Origin of the sequence: Clostridium sp. AF20-7, assembly GCF_003479275.1 — a bacterium.
GTDB classification, from domain to species: Bacteria; Bacillota; Clostridia; order Lachnospirales; family Lachnospiraceae; genus Otoolea; species Otoolea fessa.
This window is the reverse complement of sequence record NZ_QUGF01000005.1, coordinates 158,751-171,948: the sequence shown is the minus strand read 5'-3', so window position 1 is coordinate 171,948 and position 13,198 is coordinate 158,751. Positions and strand designations below refer to the sequence as shown.

General features: G+C 51.1%; 10 protein-coding genes. 9 read left to right on the top strand and 1 reads right to left on the bottom strand.

Annotation, left to right across the window (positions count from 1 at the left end; genetic code table 11):
- The first annotated feature begins 5 nt into the window (after positions 1-5).
- Positions 6-1,259 carry a chloride channel protein gene (locus tag DWX68_RS06635; RefSeq protein WP_118628872.1) on the top strand — a complete coding sequence of 418 codons (1,254 nt, stop codon included), beginning with the start codon at positions 6-8 and terminating at the stop codon, positions 1,257-1,259.
- A gap of 128 nt (positions 1,260-1,387) precedes the next feature.
- On the opposite strand, the gene DWX68_RS06630 is transcribed toward DWX68_RS06635, so the two are convergent.
- Entirely contained in the window at positions 1,388-1,681 is a 294-nt protein-coding gene (locus DWX68_RS06630; protein ID WP_022360458.1) for a helix-turn-helix transcriptional regulator, read from the bottom strand.
- 527 nt (positions 1,682-2,208) lie between these two features.
- On the opposite strand from DWX68_RS06630, the gene pyrH reads away from it, so the two are divergent.
- From pyrH to DWX68_RS06590, 8 genes are all read left to right on the top strand, one after another.
- Entirely contained in the window at positions 2,209-2,910 is a 702-nt protein-coding gene (pyrH, locus tag DWX68_RS06625) for a UMP kinase (protein WP_106999774.1), read from the top strand.
- Positions 2,911-2,923: 13 nt separating this feature from the next.
- Complete coding sequence (gene frr, locus DWX68_RS06620) at positions 2,924-3,478, top strand: ribosome recycling factor (protein WP_022360460.1); 555 nt, start codon at positions 2,924-2,926, stop codon at positions 3,476-3,478.
- 125 nt (positions 3,479-3,603) lie between these two features.
- Positions 3,604-4,329: an isoprenyl transferase gene (locus DWX68_RS06615; RefSeq protein WP_118628871.1), complete on the top strand. Its 726-nt coding sequence runs from the start codon at positions 3,604-3,606 to the stop codon at positions 4,327-4,329.
- A gap of 12 nt (positions 4,330-4,341) precedes the next feature.
- Positions 4,342-5,142, top strand: coding sequence for a phosphatidate cytidylyltransferase (locus DWX68_RS06610; RefSeq protein ID WP_106999776.1), 801 nt, complete (start codon positions 4,342-4,344; stop codon positions 5,140-5,142).
- Positions 5,143-5,184: 42 nt separating this feature from the next.
- A complete protein-coding gene (locus DWX68_RS06605; RefSeq protein WP_022360463.1) occupies positions 5,185-6,327 on the top strand; it encodes a 1-deoxy-D-xylulose-5-phosphate reductoisomerase in 1,143 nt (380 codons plus the stop codon).
- Position 6,328: 1 nt separating this feature from the next.
- Entirely contained in the window at positions 6,329-7,456 is a 1,128-nt protein-coding gene (gene rseP, locus DWX68_RS06600) for an RIP metalloprotease RseP (protein WP_118628870.1), read from the top strand.
- A gap of 87 nt (positions 7,457-7,543) precedes the next feature.
- Complete coding sequence (gene ispG / locus DWX68_RS06595) at positions 7,544-8,620, top strand: flavodoxin-dependent (E)-4-hydroxy-3-methylbut-2-enyl-diphosphate synthase (RefSeq protein WP_117795284.1); 1,077 nt, start codon at positions 7,544-7,546, stop codon at positions 8,618-8,620.
- A 4-nt stretch (positions 8,621-8,624) separates the two neighbouring features.
- Positions 8,625-13,151: a PolC-type DNA polymerase III gene (locus tag DWX68_RS06590; RefSeq protein ID WP_118628869.1), complete on the top strand. Its 4,527-nt coding sequence runs from the start codon at positions 8,625-8,627 to the stop codon at positions 13,149-13,151.
- Positions 13,152-13,198: the final 47 nt, after the last annotated feature.

Below are 13,198 nucleotides of genomic sequence, written 5' to 3'. Positions count from 1 at the left end.
TTGAAATGAAGCGGGAGAAATATGAGCCGGTGTTAAAAAATATTTCCTATTTTATAAAATGGGTGGAAGGCGCGATTGTGATTGGAATTGTGAGCGGCTGCATCGGCACGGCATTTGGAAAATGTGTCCTATGGGTGTCGGCATTCTTTCAAAGCCACCCGTGGATGGTCTTTCTGCTGCCGCTTACCGGTCTTCTGGTTCTGGGTGTTTACCATGTGCTGGGAGAGAGTAATAACCGGGGCACAAATATGGTGATCGAATCGATCTATTCGAACACAGAGATCAGTTTTGCGACTGCCCCGGCAGTCTTTGCAGGAACACTTCTGACGCACCTGGGCGGTGGTTCTGCCGGACGGGAGGGCGCGGCGCTGCAGATGGGAGGAAGCATCGGAACCCAGATCGGAAAATGGCTGAAATTTGATGAGAAAGATAAGAAAATTGCGGTCATGTGCGGCATGAGCGGTGTGTTTGCCGCCTTGTTTGGCACACCGATGGCGGCGGCGATCTTTTCGATGGAGGTTATCAGCATCGGCGTTATGTACTATGCAGCGCTGGTTCCATGTGTCTTTTCTGCCTTTACGGCGGCGGCGCTGGCGAGGTTCTGGGGACTGATGCCGGAGCAGTTTGCGATTGGTGCGGTTCCTGCGTGGAGTATTGAAACAGCGATCGTGGCTGTCGGTCTGGCGGCTGGCTGCGCGCTGGTGTCGGAGCTTTTCTGCATCACGCTTCACACAACGGAACATCTCTACAAAAAATATCTTCCATCGCCGGTCTGGCGGATTCTATCCGGCGCGGCGATTGTGATTGTTTTGACGCTTCTGACCGGTTCGACCCGCTACAACGGAAGCGGCGTCTCCCTGATTGAAAAATGTTTCGAGGGCGAGGGACTTCCATGGGATTTCCTGATGAAAATTCTCTTTACGACGGTTACGCTGGAGGCAGGCTTCAAGGGAGGCGAGATCGTGCCGACCCTGACGATCGGCGCGACGTTTGGCAGTTTCTTTGCATTTCTCTTTGGACAGCCGGTCGGTCTTATGACCGCCTGCGGTATGCTGGGACTCTTTGTGGGAGTCACAAACTGCCCGATCTCAACGCTTCTGCTGGGCTTTGAGCTTTTTGGCTATGAGGCGATGCCGTTTTTCGTGCTGGTGATTGCAGTCAGCTTTAGTTTCTCTGGTTATTACAGCCTGTATGCGAGTCAGAAATTTATCTACTCGAAGACGAGGACGGAGTTTATTAACCGGAAGACGAATAAATAGGTGGAAAATGCTCACCATAATTTTGATTTTTTACTTTTGAATACCACAAAAAGGGTTCCAATTTATCTTTGGAACCCTAAAATGTCATGCTTTAAAGAAATTCATGAATCTACGTGCTCTATCATGATTTATTCATGAAAATCCTGCGGTTTCTCATCACGGAAATCGAGCAGGGCGCGCGGTGCAACCTGCAGAACACCTGCAATATCAAAGAGACTCTCTAAGGAAAGACTCGTTTTCATGTTCGGTGCCTCGATGTTGGATATATGAGTCCGGCTTAAATCGGTCGCCTCTGCTAAAGCCATCTGGCTCATGCCACGGAGTTTGCGGTAATAAGCGATGTTGAGACCTATCTGACGGTAATATTTTTCATAACGGTTTGTCTGCTGCTTGTTAATTTGTTTTTGATCGATTGCTGTCATATTTTTCAAGTGCCTCCCCGATCCGAAAGAATCATGCGTTATTGTTATTTCAGAGATAATAAATAATTACAACTGATATAACTATTGTAGCTGGAAATTGATTTTTATCAAACAATATAATGGTTCAAATTTGCAATGTTATAAAATGCATATCCAATAAAATAATGCACATACATGGATTGCACCCAGGAAGGCTGTTAAATAATGCACAGAAAAAGATTGCAGAGGATAAGTGCAGATAAATAATGAGAAACTGGGGGCAGAATGAGAGCGGCGGGAAAAGGTGAAATAGAAAAAAAGTAAAACGGGCGCTAAAATTTGAGAAAAAATGAAAAATAGGGCGAAGAATCCGTATACAGAAAGGCGTTTGGGGAAAATGATGAAAGGATGCACAGGATTTACGAAAATTCTATCGCACATTCGGATTTTTTGTGGTAGAATATCTTTGATAAGGTGACGCAGCTTTTTACGGTCATCACAGATAAAATGTACATCAGAACGTACATATAGACAGGGAGAACCGAATTATGGAATTAAAGCGGGTATTACTGAAGCTGAGCGGAGAAGCGCTGGCAGGCGACAAGAAAACCGGGTTTGATGAAGCAACGGTCAAGGAAGTAGCCAGACAGGTTAAGACGGCGGTCGATGACGGAATCGAAGTAGGTATCGTGATCGGCGGCGGAAACTTCTGGAGAGGCCGCCAGAGCAATGCAATCGATCGGACCAAGGCGGATCAGATCGGAATGCTGGCAACGGTCATGAACTGTATTTACGTGTCGGAGATCTTCCGGAGCGAGGGTATGATGACACAGATTCTGACACCATTTGAGTGCGGTTCCATGACGAAGCTGTTTTCAAAGGACAGAGCCAATAAATATTTCTCAAAGGGTATGGTCGTATTTTTTGCAGGTGGTACAGGCCATCCGTATTTCTCAACTGATACCGGCGTAGCGCTGCGTGCGATTGAGATGGATGCAGACTGCATTCTTCTGGCCAAGGCGATCGACGGCGTCTATGACAGCGATCCGAAGATCAACCCGGATGCAAAGAAGTATGATACGATCACGATTCAGGAGGTGATCGATAAGCAGCTGGCGGTCGTAGACCTCACAGCTTCCATCATGTGTATGGAAAATCACGTTCCGATGGCAGTATTCAGCCTGAATGAAAAAGACGGAATTGTAAATGCAATGCGCGGAAAAATTAACGGTACAGTGGTTACCGCATAACTAGGAGGATTTTATGCAGGAGAGATTAAAAGTTTACGAAGAGAAGATGAATAAGTCCTATGACGCACTGCTGAATGAGTATACATCCATTCGTGCTGGACGTGCGAACCCGCATGTACTGGACAAAATCAAGGTAGATTACTACGGCGCACCGACCCCGTTACAGCAGGTGGCAAATATCTCTGTACCGGAGCCGCGTATGATTCTGATCCAGCCGTGGGAGAAGAAGCTCATTAAGGACATCGAGAAAGCGATCCTGACTTCCGATCTGGGTATCAACCCGAACAACGATGGAAGTGCAGTCCGCCTGATTTTCCCGGAGCTTACTGAGGAACGCCGTAAAGATCTGGCAAAGGATGTTAAGAAAAAGGGCGAGGGCGCGAAGGTTGCAGTCCGCAATATCCGCCGTGATGCAAACGACCTGTTAAAGAAGCTGGAAAAAGGCGGCGAGATCACCGAGGATGAGCTGGCAGATGGCGAGGATCAGATCCAGAAGCTGACTGACAAGATGATCGCAAAGGTTGATAAAGCAGTAGAAGAAAAAACAGCTGAGATCATGACTGTATAAAAATACAATAGAGTTTAAATGTAAAAATCAGGCTGCCTCAAGCAGGGCTGGCCGGCATTGCAGATGCGGATGGCCGGCTGGTCCTGTTTTCTGGCTATTAAGGGAATATTATGGAGGAAAACTGGATGGAAAGGGACATCGAAAACCTGGTAATTCCGCAGCATGTCGCCCTCATTCTGGATGGCAACGGCAGATGGGCGAAGAAGAGAGGTCTCCCGAGAACCGCAGGTCATAAACAGGGGTGTGTGACGGTTGAACAGACGGTTGAGGATGCAGCGAGACTGGGAATCCGTTATCTGACGGTATATGGTTTTTCAACGGAAAACTGGAAACGTTCTGCTGAAGAAGTAGGGGCGCTGATGCAGCTCTTCCGTTTTTATCTGAAACGGCTTTTAAAGATTGCCAAGAAAAATAATGTAAGAGTCAAAATGATCGGCGACCGCACGCGCTTTGACAGCGATATCATCGAGGGCATCAACCGCCTGGAAGATGAGACGGCGGCAAACACGGGCATGACCTTTGTGATCGCAGTCAACTACGGCGGCAGAGATGAGATCACGCGCGCGGTGCGCCATATGATGATGGACTGTCAGGACGGAAAGCTGGTGCCGGAGGACGTGACAGAGCAGACCGTTGCGTCCTATTTAGATACGGCGGGCATCCCGGATCCGGATCTTCTGATCCGCACCAGCGGCGAGATCCGCCTGTCCAATTATCTGCTGTGGCAGCTTGCCTACAGTGAGATTTATATCACGGACTGCCTGTGGCCGGATTTCAACCGCGACGAGCTTATAAAGGCAATTGAGCAGTTCAATCAAAGAGACAGACGCTTTGGCGGAGTCAAGGCATAAGGAGGAGTTGCCATGTTCAGAACGAGGCTGATAAGCGGGATTGTGCTTGTAGCACTCGCGATTTTACTGGTTACAAAGGGCGGTGTCCTTCTGTACTGTGTGACCGCCGCGATCTCCCTGATCGGTATGTTTGAGCTTTACCGGGTTATGGGGATTGAGAAAAAAGCGCCGGGCATCGCCGGGTATCTGGCGTGTCTGGGATATTATGGGCTGGTTTGGTTTGAAGGGCAGCATTATGTGACGCTGCTTGCGATTGCAGCCCTGATGGTGCTGATGAGCATTTACGTGTTCACGTTTCCGAAATATGGGACCGAGCAGATTACAGTAGCATTTTTCGGCATTTTTTATCTGGGAATTATGCTTTCCTACCTGTATCAGGTGCGGGCAATGGCGGACGGAAAATACCTTGTCTGGCTGATCTTTTTAAGCTCCTGGGGCTGTGACACCTGCGCATACTGCGCGGGAATGCTCCTTGGAAAACACCGTCTGGCACCGGTTTTAAGCCCGAAAAAATCGATCGAGGGCGCCGTCGGCGGTGTGGTTGGATCGGCTCTGTTAGGCTGCATTTATGCGTATTTCTTCGGTGCGAAGATGGACGAGGTCAGCAATCCGATGGTGGCATGCGCGGTGGCGTGTGCGATTGCGGCGGTCATTTCCCAGATCGGGGATCTGGCGGCGTCGGCGATCAAGCGGAACCACAATGTCAAGGATTACGGAAACCTGATTCCGGGACACGGCGGCGTGCTGGATCGGTTCGACAGCATGATTTTTACGGCACCGGCGATTTATTTTGCACTGACGTTTTTACGATAAAACGGAAGCATGTATGAAAATACAGAAACAGGAGAATAAGAAATGAAAAAAATTGCGATACTTGGATCAACCGGATCGATCGGAACACAGACATTGGAAGTGGTCCGGGCGAATAAAGATATAGAAGTAACGGCTCTGGCGGCTGGAAGCAATATTGATCTTCTGGAGAAACAGATCCGGGAGTTCTCTCCGAAGATCGCGGCGGTCTGGAACGAGGAAAAAGCAAAAGAACTGAAAGACCGTGTGCGCGATCTGGATATCCGTGTCGAGAGCGGCATGGATGGACTTCTCGCAGTGGCAACGGAGCTGGGTGCGGAGATTGTGGTGACAGCGGTAGTCGGAATGATCGGTATCCGCCCGACGATCGCAGCGATGAATGCTGGAAAAGATATTGCACTTGCAAACAAAGAGACCCTGGTAACGGCCGGGCATATCATTATGTCGCTGGCAAAGGAGAAGCATGTCCGCATTCTGCCGGTGGACAGCGAGCACAGCGCGATTTTCCAGAGTTTGAACGGTGAGACGGGAAATAAGATCCACAAGATTCTCCTGACAGCGTCCGGCGGACCGTTCCGCGGATGGACGAGAGAGCAGATGAAGGGTGTGCAGGTCGAAGATGCGCTGAAACATCCGAACTGGACGATGGGGCGCAAGATCACGATCGACAGTTCCACGATGGTAAACAAAGGTCTGGAAGTTATGGAGGCAAGATGGCTCTTTGGCGTGGAGATGGATCAGGTGCAGGTGGTTGTGCAGCCGCAGAGTGTGATTCATTCAATGGTAGAATACGAGGACGGCGCGGTGATAGCGCAGCTCGGCACGCCGGATATGAAGCTTCCGATCCAGTATGCGCTGTATTATCCGGAACGCCGCTTCCTGGCGGGCGACCGGCTGGATTTTGCAAAGCTGGCACAGATTACCTTTGAAGCGCCGGATTTTGAGAATTTCCACGGACTTTCCCTGGCATACAAAGCCGGACGGCGCGGCGGTACGCTTCCGACCGTGTTCAACGCGGCAAATGAGCGGGCAGTCCAGAAATTCCTCGATCGCGAGATCGGATATCTGACCATCACTGATATGATTGAGGCGGCGATGGAACACCACACCGTGAAAGAGAATCCGACGGTCGAAGAGATTCTGGCAGCAGAACAGGAAACCTATGATTTTATAGAGAGCAGGTGGTAGATTGGTAAGTTTGCTGGCGGCGCTGATTGTATTCAGCCTGATCGTGCTGTTTCACGAATTTGGACATTTTTTATTGGCAAAACGGGGCGGAATCTGCGTCGTTGAGTTTTCGCTCGGCATGGGTCCTAGACTTTTCAGTTTTGTGAAAGGCGGGACGCGGTACTCGCTGAAGCTGCTTCCGTTTGGCGGTTCTTGTATGATGCTGGGGGAAGATGAAGGGTATGATGCGCCGGGTGAGACGGAAAAAGGGAGTTCCTGCGATCAGAACCAGAGTCTGACAGATGGAAAAACGGAACGGATCCTGCTGCCTCCGGGCGCCTCCGGGACTTATTTTAATGCAGTTTCTGCCTGGACACGTTTTAAAGTCGTGGTGGCAGGGCCCGTATTCAACTTCATTCTGGCGTGGTTTTGCGCCTTTTTCGTAATCAGCTGTGTGGGCTTTGACCCGGCATCGGTTGTCAGTGTCGAGGACGGCTATCCGGCACAGGAGGCGGGGCTGCAGGCGGGCGATACGATCGAGCGCTTAAATGGCACGCGCACCTATCTGTACCGCGACGTGCAGACCTATCTGCAGTTCCATCCGGGAAAGAGTGTCACGATGGAGTATGTGCGGGATGGGAAATCCTACACGACGCAGATGGTTCCGCGTTATTCCGAGGAGGCGGGACGCTATCTTATCGGAATCAGCGGCGGCGTTTACCAGAAACCGGCGTCTGTGATTCAGACAGCGCAGTATAGCTTCTGCGAAGTGCGCTACTGGATCCGTGTGACATTCAGCAGCCTTGGAATGATTCTGAAGCGGCAGGTCAGCTCGAACGATATCGCAGGTCCGGTGCGGATTGTGTCGATGATCGGCACGACGGTCAAGGAGAGCCAGAGCTACGGACTTATGATTGTGCTTGTCAATCTGGCAAATATGTGTATTCTGCTCAGCGCCAATCTGGGTGTCATGAACCTGCTTCCAATCCCGGCGCTGGACGGCGGACGGCTCGTCTTTATCATTCTGGAGATGCTGCGCGGCAAGCCGGTTGATCCGGAAAAAGAGGGCATGGTTCATATGGCGGGCATGGCGGCATTGATGACGCTGATGCTGTTTGTGTTGTTTAATGATATTAGAAATTTATTGTAATAACTCAATTAATTCAAAGGCATGAAAGATTCGCTCGAAAAAGAACGGAAATTTCATGTCGGAGAAGAAAGGTTTGGGAGGAACGATATGGGATACCGGGACGAGACGAAAGTGGTGCAGATTGGAAAACGTCAGATCGGCGGCGGCAATCCGATTCTGATCCAGTCGATGTGTAATACGAAAACAGAGGATGTGAAGGCGACCGTCGAGCAGATTCTGGCGCTGGAGCACGCGGGCTGCGATATTATCCGTGTGGCAGTGCCGACAATGGAGGCGGCTGCTGCCCTGACGGAGATTAAACGCCAGATACATATTCCATTGGTGGCGGATATTCATTTTGACTATCGTCTCGCGATCGCGGCGATCGAGTGCGGCGCGGACAAAATCCGTATCAATCCGGGAAATATCGGTTCCAGAGAGCGGATCCAGGCGGTGGTTGACAAGGCAAAAGAGTATGGCGTGCCGATTCGTGTCGGCGTCAACAGCGGTTCTTTGGAAAAGCCATTGGTAGAGAAATATGGCGGCGTGACAGCGGAAGGACTCGTTGAGAGTGCGCTGGATAAGGTTGCCCTGATTGAGCAGATGGGTTATGACAATCTGGTTATCAGCATCAAATCTTCGGATGTTATGATGTGTGTAAAAGCACATGAACTAATTGCAAAAAAGACTCATTATCCGCTGCATGTCGGTATCACAGAGGCGGGAACTGTGATTGCGGGCAATATCAAGTCAGCGGTCGGTCTGGGACTGATTTTGAGTCAGGGAATCGGTGATACGATCCGCGTGTCCCTGACAGGCAGCCCGCTGGAGGAGATCAAGTCGGCAAAGCTGATTTTGAAGACGCTGGGCCTTCGTCGGGGAGGCGTGGAAGTTGTTTCATGTCCGACCTGCGGACGCACGCAGATCGACCTCATCGGTCTGGCAAACCAGGTGGAGACGCTGGTACAGGGATATCCGCTGGATATCAAGGTTGCCGTCATGGGCTGCGTGGTCAACGGACCGGGCGAGGCGAAGGAAGCCGATCTCGGTGTAGCCGGCGGTATCGGCGAAGGACTTCTGATACGCAAGGGCGAGATTGTGAAAAAACTGCCGGAGAGTGAACTTTTACCGGCGCTCAAAGCGGAGCTTGACCGGATGGTGGAAGAGAAAAAAGCAAAGGAATGATAGAATGAAAACATTTCTGGAGGTATTTCCAGATTTACATATTGCGGAAAATGTGCGGGGACTGCTTGAAATGGTCGGGATCGAGAAGATCTCGACGAACCGTGACCGGAGCGTGATCCGCGTATACATCGACAGCCCGCGCCTGATGCACAAGCAGAGTATCTACGATCTGGAAAAAGGCATCAAGGAGCAGTTGTTTCCGGGCAAACGGGTGACGATCAAGATTTTGGAGAAATACCATCTGTCCAGCCAGTACACGCCGGAAAAACTCATGAATGTATACCGGGACAGCATTTTGATGGAGCTGAAAAATTACAGTATCCTTCTTTATAATATGTTCCGTAAGGCGGAGATGAATTTTGAAGAAGAAGGATACCTGAAGCTGTCGCTAGAGGACACGATGATCGTGCGCGATAAGTCACCGGAGCTGGTGCGGATTCTGGAGAAAATCTTCACCGAGCGCTGCAATGTGCCGGTGGTTGTGAAGACTTCCTACCGTCCGGTTGAGAAGAAGAATACTGAGCCGGAGATCATCTACATGAAGCCGCAGGCGGCAGGCGAGAGTGGCACGGCAGGCGGAAGCGGCGCGGCTGCCGGAGCAGCAGGTGCCAATGAGGCGTATATGGAACCATCGGGGGCAGAACCTGCCTCTGGCGGTGTTGATCTGCCATTTGACGAGGGAAAGACTGTTTTAAAACCGGTTGGTAAGCTGAAAGCCGGGGGGAATCCGGCAGGAGGCAGAAACCAGGCAGGCAGCACAAATGCTGGATCTGGCAAGAGCGGCGAGTACCGCCGTTCGGGCTATATGAAGAAATCCGACAATCCGGATGTGCTGTTTGGGCGCGATTTCGATGAGGAGGCGAGCCCGATCGAGGAGTTGGAAGGCGAGGTTGGGCAGGTTGTCATCCGCGGAAAGATCCTGACTTGCGAGCTAAGGGAGCTTCGCAGCGGCAACACACTGTTTATGTTTTCGGTAACGGATTTTACAGATACAATCGGCGTCAAGATCTTTGCACGGGAGGATACGCTGGATGATTTGAAGACGGCGACCAAGGCGGGACAGTTTGTCCGCATCAAGGGTGTTGCCAATATTGATAAATTTGATGGCGAGCTGACGATCGGTTCGGTTTCCGGCATCAAGAAATGCGAAGATTTCACCAGCAAGCGGATGGACAACAGTCCGGTCAAGCGCGTGGAGCTTCACTGTCACACAAAGATGAGCGATATGGACGGTGTTTCCGAGGTCAAGGATATCATCAAACGTGCCAAACAGTGGGGCATGGACGCGATCGCTGTCACCGACCACGGCTGTGTGCAGGCGTTTCCGGATGCGAACCATGCGGTTGATAAGGGCGAAAACTTCAAGATCCTCTATGGTGTTGAGGGCTATCTCGTCGATGATATGAAGGAACTGGCGGAGAATGAGAAAGGACAGACGTTAGATCACACCTGCGTTGTATTCGATATCGAGACGACCGGCTTCAGCCCGATCAAGAACCGCATCATCGAGATCGGCGCGGTGCGTGTGACGGATGGAAAGATTGTGGACAAATTCAGCACATTTGTCAACCCGGAAGTGCCAATCCCCTATGACATTGAACAGCTGACAAGCATCAACGACGGCATGGTAATCAGCGCGCCGACGATCGAAGAGGTTCTGCCGGAGTTTCTGGCATTCTGCGAGGGTGCGGTCATGGTCGCGCACAACGCTTCGTTTGATATCAGTTTCATCAAAGAAAATGCGAGACGGCAGGGAATCACATTCCAGCCGACGGTTCTCGATACGGTTTCGCTGGCGCGTGTCCTGCTGCCGAACCTGAACCGCTTCAAGCTCGACACAGTAGCGAAAGAGCTTAAAATTTCCCTCGAAAACCATCACCGGGCGGTCGATGATGCGGGGGCGACGGCAGAGATTTTTGTCAAGTTTATCGAGATGTTAAAGGCTCGTGATATCGAAAATCTGACGCAGCTCAACGAACTCAGCAAAATGACGCCGGAAATGATCCGGAAGATGCCGACCTACCATATTATTATTCTGGCGAAGAATGATGTCGGGCGAATCAACCTGTACCGGCTGATTTCCCAGTCAAACCTGACGTATTTTGCAAAACGTCCGCGGATTCCAAAGAGTCTGCTGGCGAGCCACCGCGAGGGGCTGATTCTTGGATCGGCGTGCGAGGCGGGCGAGCTGTTTCAGGCGATCCTGCGCGGGGTTCCGGAGGAGGAACTGGGAAAAATAGCGAATTTCTATGATTATCTGGAAGTGCAGCCGCTTGGAAACAACGCATTTATGTTGCGGGATGAGAAAAGTTCGGTCAACACCTGGGAGGATCTGCAGGATCTGAACCGCAAAGTGATTGAACTTGGCGAGCAGTGGAACAAGCTGGTCTGCGCGACCTGCGACGTCCATTTCCTCGATCCGGAGGATGAGGTCTACCGTCGTATCATCATGGCGAGCAAGGGCTTTAAGGATGCAGACGATCAGGCACCACTGTATCTGCGGACCACCGAGGAAATGCTGGGGGAATTTGAATATTTAGGCAGCGATAAGGCGGAGGAGATCGTTATCACAAACACGCGCAAGATTGCGGCGATGTGCGAGCGCATTTCACCGGTACGCCCGGACAAGTGTCCGCCGGTTATTCCGAATTCGGATGATACGCTTCGTACCATCTGCTACAACCACGCGCATGATATGTACGGCGATAAGCTGCCGAAGGTGGTAGTCGATCGGTTGGAGCGGGAACTTCACTCGATCATTTCCAATGGATTCGCCGTTATGTATATCATCGCGCAGAAGCTGGTTTGGAAGTCGAATGAGGATGGATATCTGGTTGGTTCGCGAGGATCCGTTGGTTCCTCGCTGGCGGCGACGATGTCTGGTATCACGGAGGTAAATCCGCTGAGCCCGCATTATTACTGCCCGAACTGCCATTATTACGATTTTGATTCCGAAGACGTAAAGAAGTTTTCGGGTATGGCGGGCTGTGATATGCCGGATAAGATATGTCCAAAGTGCGGAAAACCGCTGAAAAAAGACGGGTTCGACATCCCGTTTGAGACGTTCCTGGGATTCAAGGGCGATAAGGAGCCGGATATCGACTTAAACTTCTCCGGCGAGTACCAGAGCCGGGCGCACAGCTATACGGAGGTCATCTTCGGAAAAGGACAGACCTTCCGTGCGGGGACGATCGGTACGCTGGCGGATAAGACAGCGTATGGTTTTGTGGCGCATTATTATGAGGATAAAGGAATCCGTAAGCGCCGGTGCGAGATTGAGCGCATCGTGTCCGGCTGCGTCGGCGTGCGGCGTACCACCGGACAGCATCCGGGCGGTATCATCGTATTGCCCCTCGGAGAGGAGATTGACACGTTTACACCGGTGCAGCACCCGGCGGACGATATGACGACACGTACCGTCACGACGCATTTCGATTACCACTCGATCGACCACAACTTGTTGAAACTCGATATTCTCGGACACGATGATCCGACCATGATTCGTATGCTGCAGGATTTGACGGGACTCGACCCGGTTAAGGATATTCCACTGGATTCGAAGGAGGTCATGAGTCTCTTCCAGAACACGGAGGCGCTCGGTGTCACGCCGGAGGATCTCGGCGGCTGTAAGCTCGGGGCGCTTGGCATTCCGGAGTTTGGTACAGACTTCGCGATGCAGATGTTGATCGATGCCAAACCGAAATATTTTTCGGATTTGGTGCGGATTTCCGGTCTGTCCCACGGTACGGATGTATGGTTAGGAAACGCGAAAGACCTTATCCTGAGCGGACAGGCGACGATTCAGACGGCGATTTGTTGTCGAGACGATATTATGATTTATCTGATTCAGAAAGGACTCGAAGAGGGACTCTCCTTCACTATCATGGAGTCTGTCCGAAAAGGAAAAGGACTGAAACCGGAGTGGATCGAGGAGATGAAAGCTCACGATGTGCCGCAGTGGTATATCGATTCCTGCCTGAAAATCAAGTATATGTTCCCGAAGGCGCACGCGGCGGCTTACGTTATGATGGCGTGGCGTGTGGCGTACTGTAAGGTATTTTACCCGCTGGCGTACTATGCGGCATATTTCAGCATCCGTGCGAGTGGATTTACCTACAAGCTGATGTGCCAGGGGCGCGATAAGCTGGAGTACCATCTGGCGGAGTACAAGAGCCGGTCGGATTCTCTTTCCAAGAAAGAGCAGGACACGCTGCGCGATATGCGTATCGTACAGGAAATGTACGCGCGCGGATTTGAGTTCATGCCGATCGATATTTACCGGGCAAAAGCCCGCAATTTCCAGATCATAGACGGAAAGCTGATGCCGTCGTTAAGCAGTATCGACGGACTGGGCGAGAAAGCGGCAGACGCGATTGTTTTTGCGGCGGAGGACGGAAAGTTCTTGTCAAAAGAGGACTTTATCAATCGCACCAAGGTTACGAAGACGGTGTGCGATCTGATGGCAGAGCTGGGAATTCTGACGGGGCTGCCGGAGAGCAATCAGCTTTCGCTGTTTGATATGGTAATGTAAAAGAGCCGTACTAAAAAATGCGCTCAATTACTATAAAATTATTTTAA